This is a genomic window from Vibrio penaeicida (assembly GCF_002933855.1).
Lineage (GTDB): Bacteria > Pseudomonadota > Gammaproteobacteria > Enterobacterales > Vibrionaceae > Vibrio > Vibrio penaeicida_A.
This window is the reverse complement of record NZ_BFAQ01000016.1, coordinates 88,883-106,157: the sequence shown is the minus strand read 5'-3', so window position 1 is coordinate 106,157 and position 17,275 is coordinate 88,883. Positions and strand designations below refer to the sequence as shown.

Here is a 17,275-nt window from a genome sequence, read left to right as displayed (position 1 = left end):
GCTTAGGCAGTAGAGTCTCCCTTCACGAGCAGCACCACATAAAACAGCTGAATTAGAATCGAACGTTACTTAACAGAAATCCTTATCCTTACTCGGAGCAGAACCGATATGACAAACACCGTCCCCAACGACAATCTGTCCGATAACCTAGATCAAATAGCGATTATTGGGTTATCCGCCCGTTTCCCCGGAGCGAAAGACGTAGATGTCTTCTGGAATATGTTGGAATCGGCAAACGACGGCTTGGTTAGAAAAACCTCTGAGAATGACGTATTAAAAGCGTGTTTTTCTATGCCTGAACGTTTTGCTTTCGATGCTGAGTTCTTTGGATTTTCTCCTAACGAAGCGGCACTGATGGATCCTCAGCATAGGGTTTTTCTAGAATGCGCATGGCATGCTTTAGAAAACGCAGGGTATGGTGATCGCTCTTCCGATGATCGCACGGGGGTATACGCTGCGTGTGGTTTTAACGATTACGTATTAAGACACGTCGGCATGCGAGACTTCAGCGACAGCGCCGCCGAGATGTTCGCCATGATGATTGGCAACGACAAAGATTATCTCGCCACTCGAGTCGCCCACTTGCTGAACTTGACCGGTCCAGCCGTTGTGACTCAAAGCGCCTGTTCCAGCGGGTTGCTTTGCGTGCACCAGGTCACTCAAGCTCTCTTACAAGGCGAAGTTAATATGGCCTTGGCTGGTGCAGCCTCGATATCCGTGAGCTTAGAAGACGGCTACTTCCCAGACTCCGGCGGCGTGATGTCGCCTAATGCAACCATGTCGCCCTTCAGCCAATCCGCTAATGGAATTGTCGGCGGCAATGGCGCAGCCGTATTCGTACTAAAACGTTTGGAAGATGCACTAACCGACAATGACTATATCTACGCCACTATTGCTGGCAGCACCGCTAACAATGATGGTGCAGCCCGCGCTGCTTTTACAGCGCCAAGTGTGTCAGGACAATCCGATGCTCTTCAAGAAGCGTTAGATTTAAGTGGCATAAGTTCTGACGACGTTACCTATATTGAAGCTCATGGCACAGGCACACCACTTGGTGACCCCATTGAGACCGAATCAATACGACGCGTCTACGGCAACCGTAATACCCACTGCTATGTTGGCTCTGTTAAAGGGAACGTGGGGCACTTAAATGCCGCCGCCGGACTTGCTGGCTTAACCAAAGTGATTGGCGTATTAGAACGTCAGGTTATCCCGCCAACACTCCGGTTGAAAGAATATGGGGAAAACCCAGAATTAGGCATGAGTGGTACACATTTATCGCTCACACCGACTGCGGTATCAGGAGAAACCCACGACTTCGCGGCACTGAGCTCTTTCGGGTTTGGTGGCACCAATGTGCATCAAATTTTGGCGCGAAGCCCTGCTCAAAAAGCCGAAAACCAGCAAAACCAAGACGCCACAATCATCCCTCTTTCAGCCAAAACAGACGTCGCATTAGACACGATGAGAAACGAGTTGGCAGAAAAGCTGGCATCGACAGAGTACAATTTATCAGATGTTTCGAAGAGCTTATTGTGGGGGCGTACCGCTTTCTCAGAACGCTGTGCAATCATCGCTTCGGATTCAGAAGAAGCAGCAAATAAGCTAAAAAACCAGATCACGGTAAACAGAACCGGAAAAAGCAGCGAAGCCGTATTTGTCTTTCCTGGTCAGGGAACGCAATTTGTTGGGATGGGGTTAAACCTGTATCAAAACGCCCCTACCTTCAAAGCCACTCTGGATGAAGCGGCTGAACTATTGATTTCCCAAGGGCATGAAGACATTCGCCCCCTCATTTTTGATTCTGATCTGAATACGCTTTCCTCAACCGAAAATACACAAGTCGCTCTGTTTGCTGTCGAATATGCCAGCGCACAATGGCTGATTGAGGGTGGACTAAATCCAGTTGCATTGCTTGGACACAGCATTGGAGAGTACGTCGCGGCTACCGTCGCTGGCATTTTCTCATTGAAAGATGCACTGACTTTGGTTGCCGCTCGCGGCCGGTTAGTCGCGTCACTGCCGAATGCTGGCATGTTGGCAATCAATGCCTCAAAGGAAGATGTCAAAGCACAGCTCACACCCGATCTCTCCTTAGCAGTAGTCAACGGAGCCAATCAGGTGGTTGTCTCAGGAACAGAAACCGCTCTTGAACATTTTGAGGAAACAGCACATCAGCAAGGATGGCGCTTCCGCCGCCTGTCGGTGTCTCATGGTTTTCATTCACATCTTCTTGAGCCCATTCTTGGCGACTTTGAATCCTTGTTCAATCACATCTCATTGAACGAACCGACGATTCCTGTATACAGCAATTTGACTGGCGATCTTGCCGACCCAGCCAAGATTTCAACGCCTCAATACTGGCGAGAACATCTTCGCCACACCGTGCTTTTTGCGGATAACCTTGAGGCTATCGAACGTGATTATCCAAACGCGCAGCGCCTTGCGGTTGGACCCGGTAATATTCCGGGTGCTCTGCCATTAATGCTTACAGCGCAATCACAAACCAATGATTGCCTCACTGCGATTACTCAACTTTGGGTAAACGGCGCTCCAATAGAAACGCTCTTTAATACTGGCTCTGAGGTATGGAACAAGGTGCCTCTTCCTGGCTACCCATTCTCTAAAGTCGAGCACTGTTTACCGGTTTCAAAAGGACCAGCAAGCACCGAATCAAACTGTTGGACGCACGTTCCCCAGTGGTATCGAGTTCACGAATTCAAGTGTGATGAAGCGAGGGATACCTCACTTATTTGGATAGATGATGACGAGAAACCACTTGATATCAAAAATCTATCGGGTCAATTGAACACACTTGGCAAAAGCCATTTGGTGCTGTCTTGGAACCCAAATACTGAAAACACCTTGCGCCAACTTGCGCAAGAATTACTGCCAAACGACAACATCCAAAGCATCACCTTGGTTACCCGTAATCTGGCGAGTATCCATTCAGAAGAAGCCCAATGTGCAGAGCAATCAATAGCGCTCGGCATTCTTCGTAGCTTGCCGTTCGAAATCACGAAGGTTAAAGCCATTTGGTTGGATTGTAATGATGCGCCAAATGAACAAGAGCTAATAAGAGCAATCTCTGCCAGCACTCGCCACGAGAGACTACAAGCCGATTCACTCGGCTTACGAGATGGGGTTTTATGGCGCAGACAAGTCACATCATTATCGCTACCCAACGCTGACGCGGGTGACGTAATCACGGCGGGCAAAACTTACATCATCGTTGGCGGGCTTGGTGCTCTGGGGCGCAGCCTTGCACGTACCATCGCTCCGCTTGGTGTCCACCTTGTTTTGGTCAGCAGAAACATTTCAGCAGAACTGGTCGATTCACCTGAGCAAGACGCCGATCTCGCAGGCATTATCGCTGCAGGCTCAACGATACGTTTGCACGCTGCCAATGTCGATGACGTCAATGCCATGACAGCACTTGCCAGCCAGCTCGATCAAGAAGGCAATAAAGTAGGCGGTATCTTTAACTTAGCGGGTCGGTATGTGTCGCAGACGGTTGCGGATACAACAGATACCGACTTGGGCCCGAACCACCACGCGAAAGTTCAAGGTACTGATGCACTCGCCTCTGCATTTGAAAAACATCAACCAGAATTCTTGGCGATTTTCGGCTCTATCATCACCGAAGTTTCGGGATACGGTGGCTCAGATTACATCGCCTCCAATTTGTACTGCGAAATGTTGGCACAGCAACGCTCTCAGATACCGATGCACGTAATTGCATGGGACTTCTGGGATCAAGTGGGAGGATTGAATGACAACGACGATCTTTTCACATCAAATCGCAAGAAAGCCATTTCTGTTCAAAAAGGCTTGTCCAGTTTATGGGATGTCCTTTCTTCAGGGATCTCACACGCCATTGTGACTCCAAACTCATTAGATTTGCTGCTGCAAGAAGCGTCTGATAGTTCAACTGAGCGTTTAACCAATGCGGATGCCGAACCCAGCGCTTCAAAAGAAAGCATCAAAATAGCCAGCGACCAACCTGTACTGGTGCAGTTTTCTCAACTGTTGTTTACCGAGATCCTTGGCCAAACCGAGGTCGACCCCGCAGATGATTTTATCTTATTGGGCGGAGATTCCATCACCGCAGTGCGCTTGCTGTCTCGCCTGAGAAAGATCACCAAGGCGGATATTGGTCAGGCCGACTTCATGAGCGCAAGAACGCCAAAAGAACTCGCAGATTTACTGACGAGCTATCCAAACATGGAACGCATTGCTCGGACCTATATAAAAGTGCAAACGATGTCATCCGAAAAGCGAAACGCTTTGCAAAAACGCCTGTAACCCTGAGTAAAACGAATGAACACACTAGACGATGATTTTGATACAGATCTAATGGCCGAATTAATGGCTTTGGATGAAGATAACGAACTTGTTGAGCTTCCAGACATACCTGAAGGAACAAGCTTTCCGTTGACCGATATTCAACGCGCTTACTTCATGGGCCGTAGCTCACAACTCACCCTCGGTGGTGCGGCTTGTCAGTTCTACTATGAGCGAGTTTGCGACGAATTGGATGTACCGCGATTTGTAAAAGCCGTGCAAGACACTGCTCATCGTCATCCCATGATGCGGGTTGAAATACTCTCTAGTGAGAGCCAAGTGATTCGCCCCCTGACGGAAGCATTGTTCGCACCCGAGCACGATCTGAAAAGTGCCTCTGAAGAGGTTGCGCAGGAACACCTTTCAGTTACGCGCCAGAGGCTGTCTCGAGATCTGCCAGAACTGGATAAATGGCCGCTATTCGACTTAGAGTTCACATACATGCCGTCTGGGGAAACCCACATTCATTTTCGTTTTGATCTCATCAATACTGACCAACAAAGCATACTTTTAGTACTTAAAGACATCGCCGCGCTCTATGAAGATCCGGATACACATATTGCTGCTCCTGAGCTTACTTTTCCTCAATACCTGGCGATGTCGGCACCTTCTTCAGAAAAGCTTGAAGCGTCGAAAAATCACTGGCGTTCACGCGCCAAAGACCTACCGCCGGCCCCTGTATTACCTCTGATTAACAGTGTAGAGGAAGCGGGAGTACCGCAATACGAACGTATCTCTAAATACATACCAAACGAACGCTGGTCCATCCTGAAAAACATCGCGCAAGAGAGTGGGATCACCATATCCTGCCTGTTGCTAGAGTGCTTTGGTCAATCTTTGGCACGTTGGAGTGAATCTTCTCATTTCACGCTAAATATGACGCTTTTCAATCGTGAAGCGATACACAATGATGTACCTCGAGTCGTGGGCGATTTCACCACTACCATGATGTTTGATATGGATATGACAGCAGATAACCAAACTCGAGAGAGCCGAATAACCGACATCCAGAAGTCATTATGGCGTGATCTAGAGTTTAACGCCGTGAGTGGCGTTGAAGTCATGTCGATGATGGCGCAAGCACAAGGGCACCTTGATATTCCTCTGATGCCAGTTGTAGTAACGTCTACGCTGTCACAAGACGCCAGTTCACTAATGACGGTAATGGATGACCTTCCCGGCAGACCCGTTTTAAGTACGGCTCAAACACCTCAGGTGATATTGGATAACCTTCTTATTGAAGAAAACGGGCAATTGGCAATTCATTGGGATATCTCCGTCAATGTGATGTCTCTTTCAGTGGTCAATGCACTGATGCAAGATTATTGCACTCAGATTGATGCCATCATCGATGATCCGGAAGTTCTCAAAAAACCATTTTCATTTAATGACCCAAGTGATGCAGATCTGGTGCCCAATTTGCCAAAGGCAAGCCAAGCACAACGTTTGAGTGACTTATGGCTGGAGAAACTAAGTTCCGCGGCATCCAACCCCGCCGTTATTCAAGGCAATGAGAGCATTACCCATCACGATCTTGCGGAGAAAGTAGCTGGATTAATCGAAGGGTTGAAGGCTCGCGATGTCGATGAAGGCAGTAAGGTCGCTCTGATTTTTAATAAATCAATCAATCAAATTGCAGCGACCTTAGCATGCAGCACGTTTGGGGTAACGTTTATACCCATCGACGGTAATCAGCCCAATTCTCGTCAGATACAAATTTTGCAGGATTTGGAGCCAACTCTGATCTTGCATAGCGGCGTCGATCCAGCCGTACTTTCAGAACATCCATCTTGGGATATCAGTCAGCATGAAATCGCCAGTAGCGATATTCTTCATCACTGTTCTGGGGCGAAGCCTGATTCTCTTGCCTACATACTCTATACGTCTGGCTCCACAGGTATGCCAAAAGGGGTCATGATTCAGCACGATGCGGCACTGAACACCGTACTCGATATCAATCAACGCTTTAACATCACATCGACTGATCGAGTCCTTGCCCTGTCAGAACTTCATTTTGATCTCTCCATTCAAGACATTTTCGGTACGTTAGGGTGTGGTGGCGCGATAGTATTACCTGAAATATCAGGTAAGCACGACCCGTCACATTGGGCGCAATTATGCCACCGCCATCAAGTCACAGTCTGGAATACCGTACCCGGTTTATTTGAGATTTATCTCGATTACTTGGAAACCAACCAAGTGCCGCCACAGCATGAGTTGAAAAACATTATGCTCAGTGGTGATTGGATAGGTCTTACGTCACCACAACGCGCTAAAAACTTCTGGCCTGAAGCCCGCTTTTACTCACTTGGTGGTGCCACCGAAGCGTCCATTTGGTCTATCTATTTTGAAGTTAATGAAGTCGATAGTGAATGGCAAAGTATCCCATACGGAAATGGGCTGGGTGGGCAGCAAGTTTTCGTACTGACACAAGATCTTGAAATCGCGCAGCCAGGATGTATAGGCGGGATATACATTGCAGGAAAAGGGCTAGCGAATGGGTATTTCAAAGACTCAGAAAAAACCGCCGCCGCCTTTTTCAACCACCCTCGCAGTGGGCTTCCTCTTTACTGTACTGGTGATCTTGGTGCCTATGATAAAGATGCCGTGATTCAGTTTCATGGTCGAGCCGATGGACAGTTGAAAATCAACGGGTTCCGTCTGGAAATAGGTGAAGTAAGTCAGGCGATCAACGGATTAGATGGCATTCAAGATTGCCGCGTGTTACCCAAAGGGGAAGGGACTCGAAAGAGCTTAGCGGCATTTGTGAAACCAGAAAGTAAGACGCTTTGTTTAGAGTCATTAAAGGAAATGTTAGCAGAGCACCTGCCCCATTACATGGTGCCGAGTATATGGCACCAAGTCGAAAGTTTCCCACTTACCTCCAACGGAAAAATTGACAACAAAGCGCTACTGGCACTCACAGAAAAAGCCCCAACGCACCGCTCATTCAAACCAGACAATGGCCTAAGTGAACAGGTCTGCAATATGGTGGCGGAAGTTCTCAAGCGCGAGCAGGTTCTGCCAGACGACAACCTTGTCGCCCTTGGTGTGACATCACTAGAGCTGATTGCATTGGCCAGCCGAATACAAAAATTTTCAGGCACGCGCCCACAATTAACCACACTAGCTCGTACTGTTGCCATACCGGATCTAATTGAACTGGTTGCTGAGCTGCTGCCTTCTTCCAGTGGTAATACAAAAGGGAAATCTATTTGGCCGGGTGAAGAGCAGGTCCAAGATTACTTGGAGGAAACCCCAGTCATTTTGGATGCTCTTGAGCGTCGCTTGTTCAAAACCCGTCATCGCGCTCTCGATGACAAACATGCCATCAATCTACCCGATACTGGCAACGTACCCAACGCTTCAAGACGCAGTGCACGTGCATTTAGTTCGACGCCTGTCACTCAACTCGCACTTTCCCAAATGCTCGATGCGCTTCGAGTTTACTGGTGTAACAACAACCAATACCGCCCTTATGCTTCTGCAGGCGGAATGTATCCAATTCAAACATACCTTCTTGCTTACCAAGTCGAGGGGCTAGAGAAAGGCACGTATTTATACGATCCCCATTCACATAAATTGCTGCCTCGGGGAAATACCCCCTTGCCTCAGATAGAAAACCTCAGCGCAGGCAATAAGGAATGGATTGGAGAAGCGCATTTTGTTTTGGCTTTTGCCCTCAATCTGCCAGATATCGTACCGCTTTATGAAGGTTCAAGCCTACCGTTTGGGCTCATTGAAGCGGGTTCAATGGCGCAGTTGGTCGACAACTATGCGGCAAACGCAGGGATTGGAACTTGTCATATCGGCGATTTATCTCCTTCGCAAATCAATAAATTATGCGGTCTGGAAAAAGAGCAAATTTACGTTCACGGCTTAGTAGGTGGCACTTTAACGGACGAAATGCTGACGCAACGTGATGTCAACAATGCCACTTTCAATATTGAATTAACTGAGGAAACGCTATGAGCCTGGAACAACTCCTCGATGATTTGGATGCTGCTGCAATACAGATTTGGGCAGAAGAAGGACAACTAAAATTCCGAGCGCCCCCGGGGGCACTGAATGAGCACCTTCGCGCTCGGTTGATAGAAATGAAACCCGTATTATTGCAGCGACTCAGCGACAATAACAAAGGCAGTGACGCCGAGCGATTCGAACCGTTTCCTCAAACACCGATTCAGCAAGCTTATATGATTGGTCGGACCGATGCGTTAAGCCATGGCGGAATTGCAGCAAACAGCTACATTGAATTTGAACGCACAGACTTAAATATTGAATTCGCGGAAGCGGCACTGAACCAAGTCATCGCATCTCATGACATGTTAAGAACTGTACTCCTTCACGATCGCCAACAAAAAGTGCTCCAAGAAGTACCGAGTTATGGTATTCCAGTGACCGATCTGATTGGCCGCAGCCCTGAAGAGCAGGAAGCGGAGCTCCAACGCATACGCAAAGATTTGTCAGAGAAAGTTCGAGATCCTGAGCAGTGGCCTCTATTCGATCTGCATATTAGCCGCACTGAGCAAGGCATTCGATTGCACTCTTGCGTTGACTTAATCGTACTTGATGCGTGGAGTTGCCAACTGTTCTTCCAAGAATGGTTTCAACGTATTGAAGGGCAAGAGCCTAGCCCAGCACCGCAACTGCGTTTTCGCGATCTGATGGTCAGCCAATATGCGAGTGACAAAAGTGACGCAATTCATTATTGGAAAAATGCACTGACTACCCTGCCAGATGCCCCTAACCTACCTGCACCCTTTAAGGGAAGGAGCAACACAGGGCAGTTCAAACGCTTCCATTATCACCTACCTGAAAAGGAGTGGGCAGCATTTCAAGCAACCTGCCGCGAGCACAAATTAACCCCCACCAGCGCACTGGCTACGGTATTTGCGAACAGCTTGTCTTGTTGGAGTGCCAATGAAGATCTGACACTTAATGTCACCTTGTTTAACCGACCGCCCGGAGACGAAGACATTAATCGCGTATTGGGTGAGTTTACCAACACGACATTGCTCAGCTTCGACAAAATGAACCTTAGTTTCGAAGCACAGGTAGGCAGGACGCAAAACCAGCTACTTGAACGTCTTGAACACAGTGATTTATCTGGAGTGGAGATTGTTCGTGAGCTGGCAAGACAACGAGCGGACTACAGTAAATCCCTGATGCCTGTTGTTTTTACAAGCTTACTTATCGGAGAAGATGGCGCACCACAAAAATCCCTAGGCTGGGAACAGGTTTATGGTATCAGCCAGACACCACAAGTCACACTCGATCACCAGATATACGAAGAGCATGGTGGGATAAACCTGAATTGGGATGTGGCTGAATCAGCGATTGATTTAGATGCCGCAGAAGAAGCGTTCAATCACTATCGTTTACAGATTGATGCTTTAGCCAATCAACCAGAATCTTGGCGACAACCGTTATCCAGAGCACTGCCAGTATCTCAGTCAAAGCCGCGAAATCGTATCCACGCTAAAAATGGCGATCTCCCCACGGGTGGACTCACTGATGATTTTTGGTTGAATTTACCCAAAACAGCCACACAGCCTGCCATTTTTAGCCCAGAGGGTACGTTGAGTTACGAGCAATTGGCTTGCTGGGCGGTATCCATCAGCGAGAAATTGAAAGCTAGCGGGGTGTCACAAGGTGACCGTGTACTCATTGCTATGGAGAAAAGCCCGAAGCAAATCGCCGCCGTGTTGTCCGTCCTTTACCTTGGCGGAGTCTACGTGCCTGTATCTCCAGACCAACCTCGAGCACGTATGCACGCCATATGCGAACAATCCGCCCCGAAAGCGGTGCTTTGCAGCGCCTCTTTAGAACTCGACACCGTCCCAGAAATTGTTGTGTCGCCCCCTAGCGATGACACCTCTCAGCCACTAGAAAATCTGGTAAGGCAACGCTGCCCATTACAGGCAGAACAACCCGCCTATATCATTTTCACATCAGGCTCGACAGGCACACCCAAAGGCGTTTGTATGCAGCATGGCGCAGTGTTGAATACACTCCATGATATGCGGCAACGCTTTGGTCTACAGCCCTCAGATCGAGTGTTTGCGTTATCCAACCTTAGCTTTGATCTTTCAGTTTACGACATCTTCGGTACCTTAAACTTTGGCGCAGCATTGGTGCTGCCTGCTCCTGACCAAGAGCGGAATCCGGAACACTGGGCAGACATGATGAGTCAGTATGACGTTAGCATTTGGAATTCGGTTCCCGCGCTGTTGCAAATGCTGATCGTTTGGTTGCGTAATGCTAACCGCAAAATGCCGCCGAGCCTCAGGTTGGCGCTTGTTAGTGGTGACTGGGTTCCAATGACTCAGGGAGCAGAGCTGAAAGCGCTGTCAGAAGCAAAGTTAATCGCGTTGGGCGGTGCCACTGAAGCCGCCATCTGGTCGAACTGGCAGGACGTGGCTGAGCAAACAGAAGACTGGCTAACGGTGCCCTACGGACAACCATTATCTGGGCAATATTATCGTGTACTGGATACCTATGGCGCAGACAGACCAAACCTTGTGCCGGGAGCGCTGTATATCGGCGGTCTAGGGTTGGCTCGCGAGTATTGGCAAGATGAAGAAAAGACATCGTCTTCCTTCATACTCAATCCATCCAGTGAGTATCCATTAGAACGGCTATACAAGACTGGGGACTACGGACGATTCTGGCAAGATGTGACCTTAGAATTCCTTGGACGCCGCGATCAGCAAGTGAAGATTGGAGGGCATCGAATTGAGCTGGGTGAAATCATCCACGCCCTAGAAAGTCACCCTGACGTTTCGCGAGCCATTGCAATTGTTCGAGATGGCACGTTATTGGCCTATGCGGTGACCAGCGTGAATGAAACGTCACTCCAGCAACATTGTGCCCGTTTATTACCAAACTACATGCTGCCTAAACGCATCGGTACGCTCACCAAACTGCCACTCTCCGCAAATGGCAAAGTGGATACAAAAGCGCTCCCCGCTCTATCAGCCAAATCGATAAAATCCGCCAAAAGCCGCTCTCGAAAAGATAGCTTGGTTGCAAACATTCTTAAAAGAAAATTGGGCATTAAAAATCTCGATCCCCAAATGAATTTCTTTGAGCTTGGCTTATCTTCTGTCGATTTGGTCGAGGCTCATGGTCAATTAAATGCGGAGCTGCCGTTCGATGTACCGGTCACGGACCTTTTCACCCATACGACGGTCAGTGCCTTAGACGCGCACATCGCAACCTTAGTTGAACAGCACTCATTAGGTCAGCCTGCATGAATAAACACACATTTTTGCCGCCGCTGGGAGTGTTAAAGACAGCCCAATCCACTCTCGCCTTTCCAATCAAGATCTCTGAATTTGAGGACGTAGACCATCATGTATTCTAAAAAGCGTCAATTGCTGGAACAAAAATGCCCAGACTTTCCTCCTGAGTTAATTGAGCATTATCGCTCTGAAGGATATTGGTTAAACGATACGTTTGACGTTTCTCTCAAAGAGATGGCGAAAAAATACGGTGACAGGCCAGCGCTCACTGAAGGCGATGTAACGATATCGTACGCAGAATTGTCGGCTCGAGTAGAGAGCTTGACCCACGGTTATCTCCAACTAGGCTTGCAACCCGGTGATGTTGTCGTCGTACAACTTCCCAATAGTATTCGTTTCGTGGAAAGCCTTTTCGCGCTTACTCGAATCGGCGTTGTACCGGTTCTTGCACTGACGGCATACCGCAAGCTGGAAATTGAGCAATTCTGTCGATTTACTGGTGCAAAAGCTTACATTATTGCTGATCAATTCGGGGGATTTGACTTTCGTAAGCTCGCCGCCGAATTGCAGGCAGAGCTTCCCGAGCTAGCACATGTCGTGGTTGACGGGATTCCAGATAGCCATCAAATAGGGTTCAATCAGCTCAATGTTACCCCCACTGATTTACCTGAAGCGCCAACGCCCCATCAAGTGGCTGTCTTTCAAATTTCCGGTGGCACGACGGGTATTCCAAAGCTGATACCTCGCCGACACCAAGAATATCTGCATAACATGCGCTGTGCGGCTAAGGCGAGCAATATCCACTCAGGCAGTGTGTACCTTTGCGTTCTCCCTATTGCGCACAACTTTACCTTTGCTTGTCCGGGCATCATGGCAACTCTGCTTGAAGGTGGTCACATCATCATTACAAACAGCCCAGAGCCCGAACATTGCTTTGATTTGATTCAGCGCCATAACGTTACTGTGACCTCACTTGTTCCCCCTCTCGCTCAAGTCTGGGTAGCCAATGCGCAACCACAAAAGCTGCAAAGCTTGCAGGTATTGCAAGTGGGTGGCGCTAAATTGGCAGAAGAGGCTGCCCGTCGGATTTCGCCTGCGCTTGGATGCACCTTGCAGCAAGTGTTTGGCATGGCAGAAGGCTTGGTGTGCTTCACTCAACTGGATGGCAGCGCGGATCATATCTGTAAAACACAAGGCTACCCGATGAGTCCGGGCGATGAAGTAAGAGTCGTCGATAACGAAGGAAACCTCGTTGCACCTGGTGAGAAGGGGCTCATACAAGTTCGGGGACCTTATACCATGCGAGGTTATTTTGGCATGCCGGACAAAAATGCCGAGTCCTTCACGGCAGACGGTTTTTACGTTTCTGGCGATTTAGTTGAACAAGGCGAGGATGGCGCTATTACGGTTGTGGGTCGCCAGAAAGAACAAATTAACCGAGGTGGAGAAAAGTTGTCTGGTGAAGAGTTAGAAAATGTCCTGCTCGGTCATGACGGTGTGCTTGATGCCGTTGTCGTCGGCTTGCCAGACACACTACTGGGTGAGCGGATTTGCGCTTTTGTGATTCCAAAAGTAGAGGCGTTGAGCACCTTAAAGCTAAAACGCCACCTCAAGGAGCAAGGTGTCGCAGCCTTCAAAATGCCTGATGAGTTTCGCTTTATCGAACGATTCCCTGAAACAGGGGTCGGCAAGGTAAACAAAGTGGTTCTGCGTAAAAAGCTAAGCGAAGAGGTATGAGCATGACCATCAAACTCACATCACGTGACATCGGAATTGACGCCGAGACTCCTGATGACTGCAACTCCTTGGGCGATGTTCGCCAAGCTATCGACACGATAGACAAACAAATCATCCAGTTGCTAGGTATGCGTAAAGGTTATGTTTTAAGTGCCGCGCAATTCAAAGAAACAGCCGAAGCAATACCCGCTCCAGAGCGAGTAGCGGCGATGTTGAAGGCTCGCCAATGCTGGAGTAAAGAGGCCGAGTTGTCCGAAGATTTCATCGTGCCCTTATACGCACAAATCATTCAGTGGTTTATCCAACAACAAACCCATTTCTGGCACAAATAGCATGAGGAATAAAATGACTAACCAAACGGAATTACACAGTTGGAGCCAGAATCGCTTGATTGGCTTTGCGGCAGAAGTGTTGGAAGCCCAGCCCGACGAGTTCAGTACGACAGAAAATCTTATCGAATTAGGGTTGAGCTCCCTTACCCTAATGTGCCTATGCAGCCAATTAGAGCAAGATGGTATTCACGTCAGTTTTAGTGCAATGGCAGAAGCCGGTTCCATTGAAGGTTGGCAAAAAGTCATCGAAGCATCATTGGAAAAAGCCCACGAAACCGAACAAGCACCCACTGTCGTTCCACCAACAAAGACGACCAACGATACCTTCCCACTCACCCATGTGCAGCGTGCTTACTGGTTGGGTAGAAACCCTCACTTTGAATTAGGTGGTGTCGCCGCTCACGGCTATTTGGAGATTGAGGCTGAGTCGATTTCACCAGAACCACTGCAGGATGCGCTAAATAGAGTCATTACAGCGAACCCGATGCTTCGTGCCATCATTACTGAAGATGGTGAACAAAAAGTGCTTGAGCAGGTAGATGCCTACCAGATTCCTTTACATGACCATACTCACTTAGATGATGCGACAGCACATGAAAAGCGGGAAGATATTCGCGCAGAGCTTTGGCAACAAGTGCTGCCCGCTGATCGCTGGCCACTATTTGAAATCCAGCTCAACCGTATGCCCCAAAACCGCTGGGTGATACACATTAGTTTCGACATTCTCGTGTTCGACCTTTGGTCGCTAGAAATATGGGTCGACCAATGGTGGAATGCGTACAAGGATCCAACGGCACCCATTCCAACCACACAATCCCAATTCAGCGATCATGTCGAGCACTTAATCGCATTGCGAGAAAGTCCAAAATATCAGGCTGCCGAAGCATACTGGGAAGAGCGGTTAAAAAACTTTCCAGTGGGTCCCGAACTTCCGTTACTGGCAAGCCCAGCAGAATTCGGTATTCCTCAATTTGAACGCAAGCAAATTCGATTACAAAAAGAAACGTGGTTAAAGGTGCAGGAACAGGCAAACAAACGTGGCTTGACCGCTTCCGCACTACTCATGGCCGTGTATGGTAGGTTGCTGGCAGTATGGGCAACACAGCCTCATTTTTGTTTGGTAACAACTCTGTTTTCGCGCGACCATGCAAGTGAAGACATGTTAAGCGTAATTGGTGATTTTACTTCCCTGATGCTCCTAGAAATCGACTGCGCAGCGGCATCAAACATGAGTGAATTAGCCAAGGGTGTGCAGTCGCAACTTTGGCGTGATTTAGATCATCGAGCCTTAAGCGGTGTGGAAGTACTAGCCAAGCTAGCAGCACGAGAAAATACCCCAGGACGAGCACTTGAATCGCCGTTTGTGTTCACTAGTGCCCTCGGTACTGGACGAAGTTATTTGGATGCTTTTGGCCAATTTGGCAAGGTGGTCGATGCTGCCGTGCAAACACCTCAATTACTTGTCGATCACCAAGCGTTAGAAGAAAACGGCGACCTAGTATTGAACTGGGATTATGTTTCTCAGGCTTTTTCTGAGGATCAAGTTGCGAGCATGACACAAGTTCAACTGAGTTGGTTAACAGCGCTCGCGGAAAGCGATGCTTGGGAGACTTCCGAACTCTTTACGTCTACCGCAAGCAACTGGCAGCGAGTTGAGCAGAACTCGACCGACTGGCAACCCACCGTTCAGCACCAGCATCTACACGGACCATTCATTGAAAGCGCAGCCCGAACACCAGATGCCATTGCGGTGATTAATGAAGATGTGTCGATCAGTTATAAGGCTCTCGATCGAGCCAGTGATGCATTGGGTTTACAGCTGCAGGAAATGGGAGCGAAATCGGGTGATTTTATCGTTGTCTATATGCCAAAAGGCTGGCAGCAGATAGTCGCTGTATTGGCGATACTAAAAACAGGCGCGACTTACGTACCCGTGGATCCCAAACTGCCACCGCAGCGCGTATCAGACATTCTCAAGCAGACCACTGCCCAAACAATGCTGGTCGCTGACGCAAACATTGATACACACGGACTGGAATCCATCACCGTTACCAAATCGACGCTGGAATTAAAACCCAGCGCCAAGCCAGTCAACTCGGCTACCTCTGAAGATCTGGCTTATGTGTTGTTCACTTCCGGTTCTACGGGAACCCCGAAAGGCGTCATGATTGAGCATCGTTCGGCGCTAAATACCGTTACAGATGTATGTGAACGAAATCAATTGCGCTCACTCGATCGTTGCTTGATGGTTTCGTCGCTATCTTTTGACCTTTCTGTGTACGATGTGTTTGGCATTTTAGGTGTCGGCGGCGCCGTGGTGATTCCTACCAATGAACGCGCCACGGACCCAGAACACTGGCATGAACTGATTGTTCAAAAAGAAGTGACCGTGTGGAACTCCGTGCCCGCGTTATTGCAGCTTTACGTCGACTTTTTGAAAGGAAAGAATACGTTAAATAACTTAACGAGCTTAAACCATGTGTTCCTTTCTGGGGATCGCATTCCACTGGAACTGTGTCGAAGTGTCAAAACACACGCGCCTCAATGCAATCTCGTCTCTATGGGTGGACCGACCGAAACCTCTATTTGGTGTGTCGAGCACGTGGTCAAAGACATTGATCCTGCTTGGACATCGATTCCTTATGGAGTTCCTCTGTCAAATCACCAAATCCACATCCTAGACCACGCTCTGAATCCTCGTCCTGATGGGGTACCGGGTGAAATGTATATCAGCGGTCTTGGGGTAGGACGTGGTTATTGTAATGATAAAGAAAAGACGGATGCGACTTTCATTACTCATCCCATCTCTGGTGAACGCTTATATCGAAGTGGAGACTGGGGACGGTGGGATAAGGAAAAAGGCTGGATCGAATTTCTTGGACGCTCTGATGGTCAGGTTAAACTCAATGGACTGCGCTTGGAGTTAGGGGAAGTTGAAACACTGATGACACGTCACTCAGAGGTCGATATGGCGTGTGCGCTTGTGGTAAGCGATGGAAGCAAAGGCGACCGATTAGTGGGATTTGCCCGACGACAAACACCATCATTGACCGAAGCCGACCTGCAAAGCTGGCTGTCCAGCCATTTACTGCCTTCGTTTGTACCTGGTGTGATCCTCTTTTTGGATGAGTTTCCTTTAAACCCTAACGGCAAGATCGATCGTAAATCATTGCTTATCCATGTCCAAAAGGATTTGGGGAAAAGGTCGCAAAACCATCGTGCGGCAGGTGAAGAGGAACAGAAAGTCATGGCTATCTGGAGCGAATTGCTTGGTCACGATATTGATGATCCTGAAAGCAACTTTTTCAGTGTGGGCGGGAATTCTTTACTCGCAACTCGACTGTCTACCATGTTGTCAGAGGTAAGCCCTAATCCAGTTTCAACAATCAAAGTTTTTGAGTGCCCTACCGTATCCCAGCAAAGCCGTTTATTGCTCGGAAACGATACTGATACGCCAGCTCGTGCGGCAAAAAACAATGCGTCGAGTCGACGAGAAAGACAACAAAAGTTGAGGCGTCTGAGAAAAAGTAATTGATATACCCAGAGCATACGATGAGTAAAAAAAACAGAAGCTAAGTCGCTTCTGTTTTTTTATGAAGAGTATTAAATTCAGAG

6 protein-coding genes are annotated in these 17,275 nt (G+C 48.4%); all 6 read left to right on the top strand.

Annotated elements, in window-relative coordinates; genetic code table 11:
• The first annotated feature begins 108 nt into the window (after window positions 1-108).
• The 6 genes from VPNCDNU1_RS09625 to VPNCDNU1_RS09600 all read left to right on the top strand — a co-directional run bounded on the left by VPNCDNU1_RS09625 (window position 109) and on the right by VPNCDNU1_RS09600 (window position 17,195).
• A complete protein-coding gene (locus VPNCDNU1_RS09625) occupies window positions 109-4,305 on the top strand; it encodes a type I polyketide synthase (RefSeq protein ID WP_104400139.1) in 4,197 nt (1,398 codons plus the stop codon).
• A 15-nt stretch (window positions 4,306-4,320) separates the two neighbouring features.
• Window positions 4,321-8,316 carry a non-ribosomal peptide synthetase gene (locus tag VPNCDNU1_RS09620; protein ID WP_104400138.1) on the top strand — a complete coding sequence of 1,332 codons (3,996 nt, stop codon included), beginning with the start codon at window positions 4,321-4,323 and terminating at the stop codon, window positions 8,314-8,316.
• Window positions 8,313-11,603 carry a non-ribosomal peptide synthetase gene (locus VPNCDNU1_RS09615; RefSeq protein WP_104400137.1) on the top strand — a complete coding sequence of 1,097 codons (3,291 nt, stop codon included), beginning with the start codon at window positions 8,313-8,315 and terminating at the stop codon, window positions 11,601-11,603. The genes VPNCDNU1_RS09620 and VPNCDNU1_RS09615 overlap by 4 nt, the downstream gene beginning before the upstream one ends.
• Window positions 11,604-11,702: 99 nt before the next feature.
• Entirely contained in the window at window positions 11,703-13,328 is a 1,626-nt protein-coding gene (locus VPNCDNU1_RS09610; protein ID WP_104400136.1) for a (2,3-dihydroxybenzoyl)adenylate synthase, read from the top strand.
• 2 nt (window positions 13,329-13,330) lie between these two features.
• Window positions 13,331-13,660 (top strand): isochorismate lyase, encoded by a 330-nt coding sequence (locus VPNCDNU1_RS09605; RefSeq protein WP_104400135.1) that lies wholly within the window; start codon window positions 13,331-13,333, stop codon window positions 13,658-13,660.
• Window positions 13,661-13,673: 13 nt separating this feature from the next.
• Window positions 13,674-17,195 (top strand): non-ribosomal peptide synthetase, encoded by a 3,522-nt coding sequence (locus tag VPNCDNU1_RS09600; RefSeq protein ID WP_167404759.1) that lies wholly within the window; start codon window positions 13,674-13,676, stop codon window positions 17,193-17,195.
• The last annotated feature ends 80 nt before the right edge of the window (window positions 17,196-17,275 follow it).

What these genes read in the sequence shown, in the direction of transcription:
- VPNCDNU1_RS09610 (WP_104400136.1), top strand. Translation starts at nt 11,703, where the DNA reads ATGTATTCTAAAAAGCGTCAATTGCTGGAACAAAAATGCCCAGACTTT.
- VPNCDNU1_RS09600 (WP_167404759.1), top strand. Translation starts at nt 13,674, where the DNA reads ATGACTAACCAAACGGAATTACACAGTTGGAGCCAGAATCGCTTGATT.
- VPNCDNU1_RS09625 (WP_104400139.1), top strand. Translation starts at nt 109, where the DNA reads ATGACAAACACCGTCCCCAACGACAATCTGTCCGATAACCTAGATCAA.
- VPNCDNU1_RS09620 (WP_104400138.1), top strand. Translation starts at nt 4,321, where the DNA reads ATGAACACACTAGACGATGATTTTGATACAGATCTAATGGCCGAATTA.
- VPNCDNU1_RS09615 (WP_104400137.1), top strand. Translation starts at nt 8,313, where the DNA reads ATGAGCCTGGAACAACTCCTCGATGATTTGGATGCTGCTGCAATACAG.
- VPNCDNU1_RS09605 (WP_104400135.1), top strand. Translation starts at nt 13,331, where the DNA reads ATGACCATCAAACTCACATCACGTGACATCGGAATTGACGCCGAGACT.